The organism is uncultured Bradyrhizobium sp., assembly GCF_964252615.1.
In the GTDB taxonomy this organism is placed as follows: domain Bacteria; phylum Pseudomonadota; class Alphaproteobacteria; order Rhizobiales; family Xanthobacteraceae; genus Bradyrhizobium.
The window spans coordinates 1-16,173 of record NZ_CAXUNQ010000030.1 but is presented as its reverse complement, the minus strand read 5'-3'; the positions used below and the strand labels follow the sequence as shown (position 1 = coordinate 16,173).

The following is a 16,173-nucleotide window of genomic DNA, read 5'->3' as shown; positions in this document are numbered from 1 at the left end:
GGATCAAGTCCGGCGATGACGCATCATGCGGACATCTCCACGTCACTTCTCCAGATATCTCTTCATCTCCTCGCGCAACCCGTCGCGCAGGTCCGCGCGGGCCATGCCGAAGGCGATGTTGGCGCGCAGGAAACCCGCCTTGGAGCCGCAGTCGTGCCGCTCGCCTTCGAATTCGACGCCGTAGAATTTCTGCGTCCTGGCCAGTCCGATCATGGCGTCGGTGAGCTGGATTTCGTTGCCGGCGCCGCGCTCCTGGGTTTCCAGGATCCTGAAGATTTGCGGCTGCAGGATGTAGCGGCCGGTGATGGAGAAGTTGGACGGGGCGGTGCCCTGTTTCGGCTTCTCAACCATGCCGTTGATTTCAAATGTCCTGCCTTGGCGGGCGCCGACGCCGCAGATGCCGTAATTGTGCGTCAGATGACCGGGCACTTCCTCTACCGCGATCAGGTTGGAATTGCCGCCGAGCTTTTCCGCGGCCTCGATCATCTGCTTGAGACAGCCCGGCCTGTTCAGCACCAGTTCGTCGGGGAGCACCACGGCAAACGGCTCGTCGCCGACGATGTCGCGCGCGCACCACACCGCGTGTCCGAGGCCGAGCGGCGCCTGCTGCCTTGTAAAACTGGTGGCGCCGGCGGCGGGCTGGTCACGCGCCAAGACCTCCTGCTCGGCCGTCTTGCCCCGCGCGCTGAGCGTGGCGTCGAGTTCGTACATCCGGTCGAAGTGATCCTCGATCACGCTCTTGTTGCGCCCGGTGACAAAGACAAAATGCTCGATGCCGGCTTCCTTCGCTTCGTCCACCACATACTGGATCAGGGGCCTGTCGACGATGGTCAGCATTTCCTTCGGCATCGCCTTGGTGGCGGGCAAGACCCGGGTGCCGAGGCCGGCGACCGGGAAAACGGCTTTGCGAATTTTCATGGGATCGTGGAACCTTGAATGGATCGCATGTGGTAGCCCGTTTGCAGCCGGGAGCAAAGGCGGATGTGTGGTCCACCTGCGAAAGAGCAGGGAGAGGCAAGAACCACAAAAAACCGCCTTGTTAAGCTGATGGAAACCGTGACAAGGCCTCCTGAAGACCGGATGTTTTTTAAGGCGGGGATCGGACCAGGGATGAGGGCAGGGATCGGCAGTCGGATAGGAACGGCGCTCACGGTGTTGACCGCGCTCATGCTTGTGCAAACAGCCTCGGCCCAGATTTCGGTCGGCGGCGCTCCGCTGAAACCGCACAACGCCACGGGCTCGATCCCGCCGAATCAAGTAAGCCAGCCCGCGCCCGGCTTCGTGCCGCGGGCGATGGTGCAGGCGCCGCCATCGCCGCCTTCCGCCCCGGCGCCGCCGTGGAGCGGCGAGGACGGCGCCTCCGGCCATCCCTTGATGATTGCGAGCGCGATCCGCGAGGCCGCGGCGAATTTCGACTCGTGCGTCGGTAGCATGTGGCCTGACGCCGCGCGTCGAAACATCACCCGCGCCAATTTCGAGCGCTTTACCGCGGGCCTGCAGCCTGACTTGCGCATCATGGACCTGATGGATTCGCAGCCGGAATTCACCAAGTCGATCTGGGATTATCTCGACATCCTGGTCAACGACACCCGCATGGCCAAGGGCCGCGAGGTGCTCGCCAAATACAAGCCGCAGTTCGACGCGGTGGAGAAACTCTATGGCGTCGACCGCTATATCATCGCCTCGATCTGGGGCGTCGAGTCGAACTATTCGACCATGATGGGGGACCGCAGCGTGCTGCAGTCCACCGCGACCCTGGCCTGCATCGGCCGCCGCCAGAAATATTTCAGGGATGAATTTCTCTCGGCGCTGGAAATCCTCAACCGCGGCGACCTTCGCCCGGAACAGATGCGCGGCTCATGGGCCGGGGCGTTCGGGCCGACCCAGTTCATGCCGACCGCGTTCAAGCGCTATGCCGTCGATGCCGATGGCGATGGCCGCCGCGACGTGGTCGACGATGCCGCCGACCTGATCGCCTCCACCGCCAACAATTTGAAGAAAGACGGCTGGCAGAGCGGCCAGACCTGGGGGCTCGAGGTCGTGGTACCGCAAGGTTTCAATTACATGCTGGCGGACCGCGCCAAGGCGATGACACTGGCGCAGTGGGAACATCTGGGCGTCAAACGCGCCGGCGGCCAGCCGTTTCCGTATCCGAACGAAAAGGCCTATCTGCTGGCCCCCGCCGGCGCCGAGGGTCCCGGTTTCCTGATGCTGCAGAATTTCCGCGTCATCATGAAATACAATCCGGCGGAAGCCTACGCCATGGCGATCGGGCACTTTGCGGATCGATTGCGTGGCGGCGCGCCGTTCGTGCAGCCCTGGCCGCGGCAGGAACGCGTGCTGTCGCGCGCCGAGCGGCTCGAATTGCAGCAGCTGCTGGCGCAACGGGGCTTCTACCGCGGCACCCCCGACGGCCAGCTCGGCGGCCAGACCCGGGAGGCGCTGCGCGGCTTCCAGGCCTCGATCGGGACGCCTGCGGACGGATTTGCTTCCTCCGACGTGCTGGACCGGCTCAGGGGCCGGTAAAACGCTCCTTACGGCGCGAAAGTAACCCTGAAACCCGGATTTTTGCGGCGCACTTGACGGCGGCGGCCGCGGCCCGGTTTATGGCTGCAAAAGCTACCCGCTTGCGGCCCGATTCCGCTAGTATAGCAACGCCTGACCCATTGATTTGCAACAACGCCCATGCCGAGCCCGAAATCCTTTCTGCGCATCTTTACCGAAAGCGGCCCGCTGATCGCGCTGGCGGTCGCGGGGGCGCTGTTGGTCGGCATTGCCGGCCCCGCGTCGGCGCAGTTTTTCAATTTCGGCAATTTCGGCGCGCCGCCGCGGCCGTCGCAGCCTATCCCGCGCGGCGGCGGCGGCTGGTTCGGCAACGACGTGTTCGCGCCGTTCCAGCAGCAGGCGCCCCGGCGGGCGGCCCCGCGGGAGGATTTTTCCAAGGCGCCGGCGCCGGAAAAGCGCGACAATGCGGCAGAGCGCAACATCCTGGTGCTCGGCGACGCCATGGCGGACTGGCTGGCCTACGGCCTCGAAGACGCTTATTCGGAACAGTCCGACATGGGCGTGATCCGCAAGCACAAGACCGGGTCCGGGCTGATCAGGTATCAGCCCAAGGGCGACCCCGCCGACTGGGCGGCGGCGGCCAAGGGCATCCTCGCCGTTGAAAAACCCGACGCCATTGTCGTCATGCTCGGCCTCAACGACCGGGGTTCGATGCGCGAGCCGGCTGCCGACAAGAAGGTCGACAAGAAGGATGCGAAGGCCAAGCCGGATGCCAAACCTGCCGACGGCAAGCCCGCGGCCAAGCCGGACGGGGCCGCCGATGCCAAACCCGAGGACAAGCCGGCCGATGCCGACCTGGCGTCCGACGACGCCGATAACGCCGATGCGCAGCCGGCCGCTCCGGAGAAAAGTACGCGCTCGCCGAACGGCGTCTATGAATTTCGCGAAGACCGCTGGGTCGAGCTCTATTCGAAGAAGATCGAAGAGATGATCGGCGTGCTGAAGGCCAAGGGCGTTCCGGTGCTGTGGGTCGGGTTGCCGGCGGTGCGGGGTACCAGGGCCACCGCGGACATGCTGTTTTTGGACTCGCTCTATCGCGACGCCGCGGGCAAGGCCGGGATCACCTATGTCGACGTCTGGGACGGATTTGTCGACGAGGCCGGCCGGTTCCTGCAGAGAGGTCCCGATTTCGAAGGCCAGCCGCGAAAGCTGCGCTCCGATGATGGCGTGTTCTTCACCAGGGCCGGCGCGCGCAAGCTCGCGCACTATGTCGAACGCGAGGTGACGCGGCTGATGACCGGCCGCTCGGCGCCGATCGCGCTGCCGAGCGAGCCTGCAACGCCCGATGCCAATGCCGAGCCCGGCAAGCCGGCGCCGCGGCCGCTGGCGGGACCGATCCTGCCGCTGGTGGCATCGTCGGTCGGCACCGATCAATTGCTTGGCGGCCCCGGCTCGCGGCCGGCGGCGGTCGATGCGCTGGCGGCACGAACCCTGGTCAAGGGCGAGCCGCTGTCGGCACCGGCCGGGCGTGCCGATGATTTCGCCTGGCCGCGCCGCGAAGTCGGCCGTGAAACGGCCAAAGGCGATATTCCGGTGGCCGCGGTGTCGCCGGAAGGCGCGACGTCCGTCATGGCCCCCCCGGTGCCGAAGCCGAAAAAGCTGCGCCCGATCCAGCCCGCAGCGGCGCCGGCGTCGGCGTCGGGTGATTTCTTCAGCTTTAGCGGCGTACCGCAGCGGCCCCGCGCCGTGCCGCCGCCTCGCCCGCCCGGCAGCGTCGGACGCGCGGCGTCGGTGCCGAATTTCTTCATGCGGTGACCGAGCGCGTCGTTTTGGAAAGCGTGCGCGGCACGCAGGCCCGGTATCCTGCAAACCCTGCGATGAGCGGCATGCGTGGCGCCGTGCCGGAGCATGTTGACATCGTTGTTCGCCGGAGTAGCATTTTTTGCAATCGGCGCGGATCAACCGCGCGACGGTCCGGGAAAACGCCATGCCTGTTGCAATCAAGCAGCTCCATCCGCATTTCGTCGGCGAGGTTTCCGGCATCGATCTCACTAGGCCTCTGACCAGGGATCAGGCGCGGACGATCGAGGACGGCATGGACAAATACGCCGTGCTGGTGTTTCACGGCCAGGACATCACGGACGAACAGCAGCTCGCGTTCGCGCTGAATTTCGGCGAGCGCGAGAATCCGCGCGGCGGCAATATCGTCAAGCCGCAGGACGCGCGGCTTTCCACCGGCCTGAACGACGTTTCCAACCTCGGCAAGGACGGCAAGCCGCTGCCGCATGACAGCCGCGTCCATTTGTTCAACCTCGGCAACTGCCTTTGGCATTCCGACTCCTCGTTTCGCCCGGTCCCGGCAAAATTCTCGCTGCTGTCGGCGCGCGTGGTGAACCCCAGGGGCGGCAATACCGAATTCGCCGACATGCGCGCGGCCTATGACGCGCTCGACGACGAGACCAAGGCCGAAATCGAGGACCTGGTCTGCGAGCACTCGCTGATGTATTCACGGGGATCGCTGGGCTTGCTCGATTACACCGAGGAAGAGAAGCGGCTGTTCAAGCCGGTCAGGCAACGGCTGGTGCGCACGCACCCGGCGCATGGCCGCAAGTCGCTGTATCTGTCCTCGCATGCCGGCGCGATTCTCGGCATGACGGTGCCGGAAGCGCGGCTATTGCTGCGCGATCTCACCGAGCACGCCACCAAAGCGGAGTTCGTCTACGTCCACAAATGGACGCTGCATGACCTCGTGATGTGGGACAACCGCCAGACTATGCACCGGGTGCGCCGCTACGACCAGTCGCAGCCCCGCGACATGCGCCGCGCCACCGTGGCCGGCACGCAGCCTACGGTAGCGCAGCAGGCGGCGGAGTAGTTTTTGTCGTCCCCCGCGCAGGCGGGGACCCATCACCCTCCGTCCTTGCCGGGGCGGAAGGTGTCAGCGGCCTGCCACTTCATAACCGTCGGTGGTGATCGGTCCCCGCCTTCGCGGGGACGACGACACCGTCACCGCGGCAGCGTCGTCGATCCCATCAGGAACGTATCGATCGCCCGCGCGCAGAGCCGGCCTTCGCGGATCGCCCAGACCACCAGCGACTGGCCGCGGCGCATGTCGCCGGCTGAAAACACCTTTGGCAGCGAGGTCTGGTAGTCGCTCATATTGGCGCGGACGTTGCCGCGCTGGTCGAGGTCGACGCCGAGCGTCTTCAAGAGGCCTTCATGCACCGGATGCACGAAGCCCATCGCCAGCAGCACGAGCTGCGCGTCGAGATCGAACTCGCTGCCCGGAATCGGCTTGAACTTGTCGTCGACCTGCACGCAATGCAGCTTTTGCACGTGGCCGTCTTCGCCTGAAAATCGTTGCGTCAGCACGGCATATTCGCGGCGCGCGCCTTCGGCCTGGCTCGACGAGGTCCGCATCTTCAGCGGCCAGTTCGGCCAGCTCAGCGCCTTGTTCTCATGTTGCGGAGGTGCGGGCATGATCTCGAGCTGGGTTACTGACGCCGCTCCTTGCCGGAACGAGGTGCCGATGCAGTCCGAACCGGTGTCGCCGCCGCCGATCACCACCACGTGCTTGCCGGTCGCCAGAATATCCGGTGCGCTGCCGAGCGGCTCTTCGGAAACGCGGCGATTCTGCTGCGGCAGAAAATCCATCGCAAAATGGATGCCGGAGAGTTCGCGGCCGGGAATCGGCAGGTCGCGCGCGGCTTCGGCGCCGCCGGTCAGCGCCACCGCGTCGTGGGTCTTCAGCAATGCCTGCGGATCGATCGCGCCGGGCGCGCTGCCGCCGACCGCCGACCCGTAATGGAAGGTGACGCCCTCGGCCTCCATCTGCGTCACGCGGCGATCGATGACGTGTTTCTCCATCTTGAAATCGGGAATGCCGTAACGCAGCAGGCCCCCGGCCTTGGCGAATTTCTCGAACAGGTGCACGTCGTGGCCGGCGCGCGCCAGCTGCTGCGCGCAGGCCATGCCCGCGGGCCCCGAGCCGATCACGGCGACCTTCTTGCCGGTCTTTACCGACGGCAGTTCCGGCTTGACCCAGCCATTCTCCCAGGCGCGGTCGGCGATGGCGCATTCGATGGTCTTGATGGTGACCGGATTGTCGTCGATGTTGAGCGTGCACGATGCCTCGCACGGCGCCGGGCAGATGCGTCCGGTGAATTCCGGAAAATTGTTGGTCGAATGCAGGTTGCGCGCGGCCTCTTCCCAGTTGCCGGCATAGACCAGATCGTTGAAATCCGGAATCTGGTTGTTGACCGGGCAGCCCGGGGTGCCCGGCGCCACCGAGCCGGTGCCATGGCAATAGGGTATGCCGCAATTCATGCACCGCGCGGCCTGGTCGCGGGTTTCCTTCTCGTTCAAGGGAATGACGAACTCACGATAGCTTTTGACGCGCTCGGCGACCGGCGCGTATTTGCGGTCGCGGCGGTCGATCTCGAGAAAACCTGTAATCTTGCCCATTAACGCCAGTGCCCCCGCAACCTGTCTCTCCGTCATCCTGAGCAGCGGCGGTTTCGCCGCGTCTCGAAGGATGAGTGTTCGCCTCTTTCGATCCTTCGAGGCCGGCGCCACGCGCCGGCACCTCAGGATGACGGTGTCGCTTGTACCCTAGGCTCCGATCGCGATTTTCGGTTCGGCGTCGGCGTTGGCCTTCATTTCCTTCAGCGCGCGGCGGTACTCTACCGGCATCACCTTGCGGAATTTCGGCAGCCAGGTTTTCCAGTTCGCCAGAATCTCGGCGGCGCGCCGCGAGCCCGTCAGCCTTGCGTGCCGCGTGATCAGGATATGCAGCCGCTCGATGTCGGAGTTGAGCAGATCGGCAAATACGTCGACCCGCCCATGCGCTTCGAGATCGCCGGCCTGGTGATAGGTATTTTCGTTGATCATCTCTTCCGACAATACCGGCTCGAGCTCGACCATCGCCATGTTGCACAGTTTCGGAAAATCGCCGGCCTCATCGAGCACGTAGGCGATGCCGCCGGACATGCCGGCCGCAAAATTGCGTCCGGTCCTGCCCAGCACCACCACGATGCCGCCGGTCATGTATTCGCAGCAGTGATCGCCGGCGCCTTCGACCACGGCGACCGCGCCGGAGTTGCGCACCGCAAAACGCTCGCCGGCGATGCCGCGGAAATAGCATTCGCCCTCGATCGCGCCGTACATCACGGTGTTGCCGACGATGATGGAATCCTCCGGCACGATGCCGGAGTTGCGCGGCGGCTTGACGACGATGCGGCCGCCGGACAGGCCCTTGCCGACATAATCGTTACCCTCGCCTTCGAGATCGAACGACACGCCGCGGCACAGCCATGCGCCGAACGCCTGACCCGCAGTGCCCTTGAAGCCCACCTGGATCGTGTCGTGCGGCAGGCCGGCATGGCCGTAAATCTTCGCGATGGCGCCCGAGAGCATGGCGCCGGCGCTGCGGTTGGTGTTGTTGATCTGCATCTCGAACTTGACCGGCGCGCCGCGATCGAGCGCCGCCTGCGATTGCGCGATCAGCGCGCGGTCGAGCACGGCCTCCAGATGATGGTTCTGCGCCTCGGCATGGAAAACCTTCTGGCCGGGCTGGGCCTCCTGCTTGAAGAACAGTTTTGAGAAATCCAGCCCCTTGGCCTTCCAATGCGCCACCAGCTTCGACTGGTCGAGCATCTGCACCTGGCCGATCATCTCGTCGAACTTGCGGAAGCCGAGCGCGGCCATGATCTCGCGCACCTCTTCGGCGACGAAGAAGAAATAGTTGATGACGTGCTCGGGCTGGCCCGTAAAACGCTTGCGCAGCACCGGGTCCTGCGTCGCTACCCCGACCGGGCAGGTGTTGAGATGACACTTGCGCATCATGATGCAGCCGGCCGCGATCAAGGGGGCCGTGGCAAAGCCGAATTCGTCGGCGCCGAGCAGCGCGCCGATCACCACGTCGCGTCCGGTGCGGAAGCCGCCGTCCACCTGCACCACGATGCGGCTGCGCAGCCGCTCGCGCACCAGGGTCTGATGGGTTTCGGCAAGGCCGATTTCCCAAGGACTTCCCGCGTGCTTGATCGAGGTCAGCGGCGAGGCTCCGGTGCCGCCTTCGAATCCCGCGATCGTGACATGGTCGGCGCGCGCTTTCGCGACGCCCGCCGCAACCGTGCCGACGCCGATTTCGGACACCAGCTTTACAGACACCTGCCCGTCCGGATTGACGTTCTTGAGGTCGTAGATCAGCTGCGCCAGGTCCTCGATCGAATAAATGTCGTGGTGCGGCGGCGGCGAGATCAGGCCGACGCCGGGCGTCGAGTGGCGAACCCGGGCGATGACGGCGTCGACCTTGTGGCCGGGCAGCTGACCGCCTTCGCCGGGCTTGGCGCCCTGCGCCATCTTGATCTGCATCATGTCGGCATTGACGAGGTATTCGGTGGTGACGCCGAACCGCCCCGATGCGACCTGCTTGATCGCCGAGCGCATCGAATCGCCGTTCGGCATCGGCTTGAAGCGGTCGGCTTCCTCGCCGCCCTCGCCGGTGTTGGACTTGCCGCCGATCCGGTTCATCGCGATCGCCAGCGTGGTGTGCGCCTCGCGCGAGATCGAGCCAAACGACATCGCTCCTGTCGCGAAGCGCCGCACGATGTCCTTGGCCGGCTCGACTTCATCGAGCGGAACGGGCTTGCGCTTCTCGTCTTCGGCGGTCTTGATCTTGAACAACCCGCGCAGCGTCAGCAGCCGCTCCGACTGTTCGTTGAGAATCCTCGCGAACGCCTTGTAGCGCTCCAGCGAATTGCCGCGCACCGCATGCTGCAGCGTGGACACCGATTCGGCGGTCCATGCGTGGTCCTCGCCGCGGGTGCGATAGGCATATTCGCCGCCGATGTCGAGTGCGGTCTTGTACACCGGCGCTTCGCCGAACGCGTCGGCATGGCGGCGCGCGGTCTCCTCGGCGATTTCGGCAAGCCCCACGCCTTCGATACGGGTGTGAGTGCCGACGAAATATTTGGAGACGAAATCAGCCTTCAGCCCGACGGCGTCGAAAATCTGCGCGCCGCAATAGGACTGATAGGTCGAGATGCCCATTTTCGACATCACCTTGAGCAGGCCCTTGCCGATCGACTTGATATAACGCTTGACGATCTCGTAGTCCTCGAGTGCGACCGGCAGCCGATCTTTCATCGCGATGATGGTTTCGAAGGCCAGATAGGGATTGATCGCTTCGGCGCCGTAACCGGCCAGGCATGCGAAGTGATGCACCTCGCGCGGCTCGCCCGACTCCACGACAAGCCCGACCGAGGTGCGCAGCCCGGTGCGGATCAGATGATGGTGCACGGCCGCGCAGGCCAATAGCGACGGAATCGGGATCCGGTCCGAGCCCGCCATGCGGTCGGACAGGATGATGATATTGACGCCTTCGCGGACCGCGCCTTCCGCGCGCGCGCAGAGTTCGTCGAGCACCTGCTCCAGCCCGGCCGCGCCGAACCCGGCATGGAAGGTGGTGTCGAGCGTGCGCGACCTGAAATGGCTGGCCGCGATGTCGGAGATCGAGCGGATTTTCTCCAGGTCGGCGTCGGTGAGGATCGGCTGACGCACTTCGAGACGCTTGGTGCCGGCCACGCCCTGCAGATCGAACAGGTTTGGCCGCGGCCCGATGATCGAGACCAGGCTCATCACCAGCTCTTCGCGGATCGGGTCGATCGGCGGATTGGTGACCTGGGCGAAATTCTGCTTGAAATAGGTGAACAGCGGCTTCGGCTTGTCCGACAGCGCCGAGATCGGCGTATCGTTGCCCATCGAACCGTTGGCTTCCTCGCCGGTCGAGGCCATCGGCGTCATCAGAATGGTGACGTCTTCCTGGCTGTAGCCGAACGCCTGCTGCCGGTCGAGCAGCGGCAGGTTGGAACGCATGCCCTTGACCGGCGCGTCCGGCAGTTCCTCCAATACGATCTGGGTGCGATCGAGCCACTCGCGATAGGGATGGCTCTTGGCAAGCTGCGCCTTGATCTCGTCGTCCGGAATGAGCCGGCCCTGTTCGAGATCGACCAGCAGCATCTTGCCCGGCTGCAGCCGCCACTTGGTGACGATATCCTGTTCCGGAATCTTCAGCACGCCCATTTCGGACGCCATCACGATGCGGTCATCCCTGGTGACGAGATAGCGCGCCGGGCGCAGCCCGTTGCGATCCAGCGTGGCGCCGATCTGGCGGCCGTCGGTGAAGGCGATTGCCGCGGGACCGTCCCAGGGCTCCATGATGGCAGCGTGATATTCATAGAAGGCGCGGCGCTGCTCATCCATCAGCGGGTTGCCGGCCCACGCTTCCGGAATCATCATCATCACCGCGTGCGGCAGCGAATAGCCGCCCTGCACCAGAAATTCGAGGCCATTGTCGAAGCAGGCGGTGTCAGACTGGCCTTCATAGGAAATCGGCCACAGCCTGGAGATGTTCTTGCCGTACAGCTTCGAATGCACCGAGGCCTGCCGCGCCGCCATCCAGTTGACATTGCCGCGCAGCGTATTGATTTCGCCGTTATGCGCGATCATCCGGTAGGGATGCGCCAGCGACCAGGTCGGGAAGGTGTTGGTGGAGAAGCGCTGGTGCACCAGCGCCAGCGCGCTCTCGAAATCGTCCTCGTGCAGATCGGGATAATATTTGCCGAGCTGGTCGGCGAGGAACATGCCCTTGTAGATCACGGTGCGGCACGACATCGAGCAGGGATAATAACCGGCGAGACCGCGGTCGCGGCGCTGATAGATCGCCTGCGAGATCGACTTGCGCAGGATGTACAGCCGGCGCTCGAACTCGTCGTCGTCTCTGGCCGCGCCGTTGCGGCCGATGAACACCTGCATGTTGGCCGGTTCGGTCGGCTTCACGCTCTCGCCGAGCGACGAGTTGTCGGTCGGCACCTCGCGCCAGCCGAGCAGCATTAGTCCTTCATCCCGGATCTGATCGGCGATGATGCTCTTGATGACGTTGCGCCACGCCGTGTCGCGCGGCATGAACAGCGCGCCGATGGCGTAGTCGCCGGGCTCCGGCAATTGAAAGCCGATCTCGGCGGCCTTGCGTACAAAGAAACGGTGCGGGATCTGCACCAGGATGCCGGCGCCGTCGCCGGCGCGCGAATCGGCGCCGACCGCGCCGCGATGTTCGAGATTGCAGAGGATGTCGAGCGCATCCGAGACGATCTGGTGCGACTTCCTGCCCTTGATGTTGGCGATGAAGCCGACGCCACAGGCATCCTTTTCCTGGCCCAGGTCATACATGCCTTCGGCGGGAGGCCGCCAGGTATGCTCGCGCAGCGTGTGCTCACGCGCGGCCGCCGGCGGTTTCGCGAGCGGATCCGCCGGCAGCGCTTCCGTCACGATGGTCTCGCTTTCCAATCCCGACCTGCTCATCTTCAAGTCCTCCCACCCCGGCAAGGGTGTTGCCTCCGCCTCGGCGCACCTTGGGCGTTCACGGTCCCCCTGATTCAAACCCTGGGGCCCACCGCTCGTCCTTCGCGAGCCGCAATTTCAGAATTCAGGTTTTGGCGTTCAACGTCCCCGAGGAACGGCCTTGCCTGCAATTTCCCAGCTGCTTCAGCTAGACTTTCGTTGCAATCCCTATGCCGGGATTACCCGCCGCAATTGAGACAGCCATGCTGTCCTAACCCTGACATTGCCAAATTTTTTTCTAACACACAAGCGTGTGCGAGTCCCTGTTTGCATAGCTGATCACCGCCTGCCGTCCGCGCCGGCGGCGCCGGAACTGAGGCAATCTGCTGCGACCGGGCCGGCGTACCGGATGGGCGACGAACCAGCCGGCCGCCGGCAGTGCCGACATCACCACGGCCCCGCGTGTCGGGAGGGGTAAGGGAGCGCAAGCGTCCTTCGGCTACAGACCTCCGGGCGGATCTTCCGGGACGCTATGCGTTGGCACGCGTGCCTCGATTGCGAAAAACCCGGGATCGCCGGTACCGTACACGCTCGCGCTCACTTTCATCGGAGCAGCGGCTGCCGCAAGGCCGAAAAAGAACGTGGTTTTCTTGACGTCCGGCGGCCCGTCCGCGCAAACTTCGCCCGCGAACGTAAACATGATGATATCGCCATTCCGCTCGGCAGATTTCAGGCCGATCGTCCCGAGGCCGCCGGTGGTGACGACGTAGACATCGGCCAGCTCGTTGTTCGCATAGGGCAATTGCTTGTGCGGACCGAAATTGAGGTTGAACCCGAAGATGCATCCCGGGGCTGACGCCTGGGTCATGCTGAGGCGATACTCGTAGCCGGTGGTGCCCGCGCCGGGCGCGCCGGCCTCGCCCGCGAACGTGCGCGACTGCATCCATGCGGTGCCCGGATCCGCCAGAAATGGCGGCGAAATGTTGCTGGAAGTGTCGGTGACCGGAAGTTTGCAGTCGGTTTGAAAGACGCAGTTTACCTTCGGCGCGTTGACCTCGACGACCTTGAGCAACTGGGCCTGGGCGGCGCACGGAATCGCAAGCGCCGCGATCGCACCGGAAAGAATCGACTTCCCGAACATCGTCTCCTCCCTCAGATTTGCTTCAGCGGTCGCACTTGAAGGCGGGGACCTGCACGCGGTCGGCCCGGTACCTGACAAAGGTCGGCAATATCAAATTACGATCCAGAGGGTCAAAACAGGCGAGTTTTGCCAAGCCCGCGCAATTAATTTCGTTTCACTTCGATGTTACGATGGAGGCTTTTCAACCTGTCCTCCTTCGCTTTTCGGAGTTTCGGGTGAGATAGGACCAGCTTCGTGCGGCGAACTGCCATGGGTACTTGAGGAGGGTCGCTCCGGACCAGACAGGGGTTTTTCCTGTGGGAAACGCGTATTCTGGCCCTGCACACCCGTGCTGACGGTAGGATCGGCCGCGTCCTTCTCCATGCCCGCTGGCACGTCTCCGTATGGGTGGTATCCGCATTGTCCGCACGCGATCAGTGCGGGATTGATAGCGCGGACCTCAATCGTTCCGCCGCACTTCGGACACACCATGGTCGTCGCGCTTCCGGGTAGGTTCTTGTCGTTCGCCATTATAATCCCTCTCTCAAAGAGAGGACCCCTTGCTAAGATCGTTTGTCGTGATCCTCCGGCATCGATCATTCAACATAATCGAATTAAAGTCTAGATTCCTCTGCCTGATGGGTGCAGCGCCCTCGAAGCTGTAAGCTTCCTGATGGTTGATGCGCTTCATTTCGAAGCGTGCAACCTTGCCTTCACCGCCGACGACGCGGCCTTTCATTTCCTCTGCCATCGCTTCGCGAAGCTCGTGCAGCAACACGAATGCAGACTTGTAAGACAGTCCACAATCGCGGCTCAGCGCCGGTGCGCGCTTGCCCTTCACTCGTTGCAAAACACGGCAACGGCGGAATCCGAGCGAGTCGGGCTGTAGCCGCCACTACTGGTTGCTGGTCTCCACCGCTCATTCCTCGGGCCTGGTGGCGTTTGCGCCATACTACCGGATCATCGTGCCTGATCGCTATGACGGCGGCATGGGTCTCCGGCCTTTGCGGAATGCCGAACGAAAAAAAGCGCCCCGGGGCACCGGGGCGCTTTCGTAAGAAGCAACTTGCCGATAGCCGCGCTTACGCGGCGACCTTCTCGGCCGAGCCGTCGACCACTTGCGGAGTGACCGCATTGCTGACCGCAATCGGAATACTGCGGGGCTTCTTGGCCTCGGGGATTTCGCGGACCAGATCGACATGGAGCAGGCCGTTCTCGAGCGAAGCGTTTTTCACCTGAACGAAATCGGCGAGCTGGAACGCGCGTTCGAAGGCCCGCGCGGCGATGCCGCGGTACAGCACTTCGGACTTGTCCTTGCCGTTTTCATTGGCGGATTTCTCGCCCTTGATCGTCAGCGTGTTTTCCTTGGCGACGATGGAGAGTTCACGCTGCGCGAAGCCGGAAACCGCGACCGAGATGCGGTACGCATTCTCGCCGGTACGCTCGATATTGTAGGGCGGATAGCCAGGGCTGCCGTCGGCGGCCGCCTGGTCGAGCAACGAGAAGAAACGGTCGAAGCCGACGGTGGAACGATAAAACGGGGTGAGGTCATAGCTACGCATAGGATAGTCCTCCATTGAGCGACTGGTTGAGTGTCCCGCCCGCCATCGGGCCGGGCTTTCGTCTGCATGCAGCCTAGTAGAGGCCTGCACGAAGGTGATATGGGAGGGTCCCGCCCGTGTTCAAGAGGGTGAAAACGTTGCCTTTTTTGAACGCTCCGCTCTTGATTCCAGACCATTTCCACCTATCCGGTCCCGGCCATGACCCTCGTTTCAATTCCCGCCAATCCGGTTCCGGACGACGTCGTCAGCGGCACCATCAAGACCAGGGACGGCGCGGAACTGCGCTTCGCGCGTTGGGCGCCGCCGCCCGGCCGCAAGGGCACGGTGTGCGTCTTCACCGGGCGCAGCGAATCGATCGAAAAATATTTTGAAACCGTGCGCGACCTGCGCGATCGCGGTTTTGCGGTGGCGATGATCGATTGGCGCGGACAGGGCCATTCGTCGCGGCACTTGCGCAATTCTCGCAAAGGCTATGTCCGCGATTTTTCTGATTTCGAGATCGACGTCGAAGCCTTTGTGCAACAGGTGGTGCTGCCGGATTGCCCGCCGCCGCATTTCGCGCTGGCGCATTCGATGGGGGGTGCGGTGATGTTGCGCGTCGCCCATGCCGGCAAGCGATGGTTCGACCGCATCGTACTGTCGGCGCCGATGATCGACCTTCCCGGCCGCACCACCTCGCTGCCCGCGCGCGTCTTGTTGCGGGCGATGCGATTGGCGGGGCAGGGCGGCCGCTATGTTCCCGGCGGCAGCGACGAACTGACCGGGGCGACGTCATTCATCAACAATCCATTCACCAGCGACCCCGTGCGCTTCGCCCGCAACGCGGCGATCCTCGACGAAGACCCGACGCTTGGTCTGGCGTCGCCGACGGTGGCGTGGGCCGACACCGCGTTCAAGGCGATGCACGGCTTTCGCGCCTCGAACTACCCTTCCGAGATCCGCCAGCCGATCCTGATGATGGCCGCCAGCCACGACACCATCGTCTCCACCGCCGCGATCGAGGAGTTCGCTTATCATCTGCGCGCCGGCTCGCATCTCGTCATCGCCGGCTCGAAACACGAAATCCTGCAGGAGCAGGACCGTTTTCGCGCCCAATTCTGGGCGGCGTTCGATGCCTTCGTGCCGGGCACGCCGCTGTTCGGGTAAGGGCAACGGTTGTCCCTGACACAACAGTTGAACCGTTTCCGCGCAGGCACTAGGAGATGCACATGCTCCGCGTCATGGCCGGCTTGACCCTACTGACGCACACATCTCATCGTCATTGCCGGTTTTGCCCCTACTGGATTCACACATTTCGTCATACGCGGGTCAAGCCCGCGGTTGACGCGGCGTGTGTTGCAGCGTCTTGCAATATCGCGCTCCAGGGGCGCGTTCCCCGGACGCAGCGCAGCGCGCAGCTTTTGCGGAGCGGTGCGCTGCAGAGCCGGGGTCCCGGTTGCTTGCGACGCGAAGAAACCGAGGTCCCGGTTCTGCGAAGCGGCATGAAGAATGCCGCATCGCGCCCGGGACACGGGGAGGCCGTCATGGCCGGGTCAAACCCTACTGGATTGACACATCTCGTCATACGCGGGCTTGACCCGCGTATCCATCCGTCTTCGCAAGAGTCGTTTCGAAGCGGATGGATTGCCGGGTCAAGCCCGGCAATGA

10 protein-coding genes are annotated in these 16,173 nt (G+C 63.9%); 4 read left to right on the top strand and 6 right to left on the bottom strand.

The window, feature by feature from the left end; translation table 11 throughout:
* Nucleotides 1–42: 42 nt before the first annotated feature.
* On the bottom strand, nucleotides 43–918 hold the full coding sequence (gene galU, locus ACFE72_RS15410; protein WP_375413982.1) for a UTP--glucose-1-phosphate uridylyltransferase GalU: 876 nt from the start codon (nucleotides 916–918) through the stop codon (nucleotides 43–45).
* Nucleotides 919–1,167: 249 nt separating this feature from the next.
* On the opposite strand from galU, the gene ACFE72_RS15405 reads away from it, so the two are divergent.
* From ACFE72_RS15405 to ACFE72_RS15395, 3 genes are all read left to right on the top strand, one after another.
* Entirely contained in the window at nucleotides 1,168–2,526 is a 1,359-nt protein-coding gene (locus tag ACFE72_RS15405; protein ID WP_375413981.1) for a lytic murein transglycosylase, read from the top strand.
* A gap of 159 nt (nucleotides 2,527–2,685) precedes the next feature.
* A complete protein-coding gene (locus ACFE72_RS15400; protein ID WP_375413980.1) occupies nucleotides 2,686–4,320 on the top strand; it encodes a DUF459 domain-containing protein in 1,635 nt (544 codons plus the stop codon).
* A gap of 172 nt (nucleotides 4,321–4,492) precedes the next feature.
* Nucleotides 4,493–5,380, top strand: a complete 888-nt coding sequence (locus ACFE72_RS15395; RefSeq protein WP_375413979.1) for a TauD/TfdA dioxygenase family protein — start codon at nucleotides 4,493–4,495, stop codon at nucleotides 5,378–5,380.
* 131 nt (nucleotides 5,381–5,511) lie between these two features.
* Here the strand turns inward: ACFE72_RS15395 and ACFE72_RS15390 are convergent, their stop codons facing one another.
* The 5 genes from ACFE72_RS15390 to ACFE72_RS15370 all read right to left on the bottom strand — a co-directional run bounded on the left by ACFE72_RS15390 (nucleotide 5,512) and on the right by ACFE72_RS15370 (nucleotide 14,526).
* Nucleotides 5,512–6,969, bottom strand: a complete 1,458-nt coding sequence (locus ACFE72_RS15390; protein ID WP_375413978.1) for a glutamate synthase subunit beta — start codon at nucleotides 6,967–6,969, stop codon at nucleotides 5,512–5,514.
* 147 nt (nucleotides 6,970–7,116) lie between these two features.
* Nucleotides 7,117–11,865, bottom strand: a complete 4,749-nt coding sequence (gene gltB / locus ACFE72_RS15385; protein WP_375413977.1) for a glutamate synthase large subunit — start codon at nucleotides 11,863–11,865, stop codon at nucleotides 7,117–7,119.
* Between the two features lie 478 nt (nucleotides 11,866–12,343).
* Nucleotides 12,344–12,985 carry a hypothetical protein gene (locus ACFE72_RS15380; protein ID WP_375413976.1) on the bottom strand — a complete coding sequence of 214 codons (642 nt, stop codon included), beginning with the start codon at nucleotides 12,983–12,985 and terminating at the stop codon, nucleotides 12,344–12,346.
* A 523-nt stretch (nucleotides 12,986–13,508) separates the two neighbouring features.
* Nucleotides 13,509–13,805 (bottom strand): hypothetical protein, encoded by a 297-nt coding sequence (locus tag ACFE72_RS15375; RefSeq protein ID WP_375413975.1) that lies wholly within the window; start codon nucleotides 13,803–13,805, stop codon nucleotides 13,509–13,511.
* A gap of 241 nt (nucleotides 13,806–14,046) precedes the next feature.
* Entirely contained in the window at nucleotides 14,047–14,526 is a 480-nt protein-coding gene (locus ACFE72_RS15370; RefSeq protein ID WP_375413974.1) for an Hsp20 family protein, read from the bottom strand.
* A 198-nt stretch (nucleotides 14,527–14,724) separates the two neighbouring features.
* Here ACFE72_RS15370 and ACFE72_RS15365 point away from each other — a divergent pair, with 198 nt between their 5' ends.
* Nucleotides 14,725–15,672, top strand: coding sequence for an alpha/beta hydrolase (locus ACFE72_RS15365; RefSeq protein WP_375413973.1), 948 nt, complete (start codon nucleotides 14,725–14,727; stop codon nucleotides 15,670–15,672).
* The last annotated feature ends 501 nt before the right edge of the window (nucleotides 15,673–16,173 follow it).

Coding starts and splice junctions, on each gene's coding strand:
- ACFE72_RS15370 (WP_375413974.1), bottom strand. CDS start 14,526: ATGCGTAGCTATGACCTCACCCCGTTTTATCGTTCCACCGTCGGCTTC.
- galU (WP_375413982.1), bottom strand. CDS start 918: ATGAAAATTCGCAAAGCCGTTTTCCCGGTCGCCGGCCTCGGCACCCGG.
- ACFE72_RS15405 (WP_375413981.1), top strand. CDS start 1,168: ATGCTTGTGCAAACAGCCTCGGCCCAGATTTCGGTCGGCGGCGCTCCG.
- ACFE72_RS15390 (WP_375413978.1), bottom strand. CDS start 6,969: ATGGGCAAGATTACAGGTTTTCTCGAGATCGACCGCCGCGACCGCAAA.
- gltB (WP_375413977.1), bottom strand. CDS start 11,865: ATGAGCAGGTCGGGATTGGAAAGCGAGACCATCGTGACGGAAGCGCTG.
- ACFE72_RS15400 (WP_375413980.1), top strand. CDS start 2,686: ATGCCGAGCCCGAAATCCTTTCTGCGCATCTTTACCGAAAGCGGCCCG.
- ACFE72_RS15380 (WP_375413976.1), bottom strand. CDS start 12,985: ATGTTCGGGAAGTCGATTCTTTCCGGTGCGATCGCGGCGCTTGCGATT.
- ACFE72_RS15395 (WP_375413979.1), top strand. CDS start 4,493: ATGCCTGTTGCAATCAAGCAGCTCCATCCGCATTTCGTCGGCGAGGTT.
- ACFE72_RS15365 (WP_375413973.1), top strand. CDS start 14,725: ATGACCCTCGTTTCAATTCCCGCCAATCCGGTTCCGGACGACGTCGTC.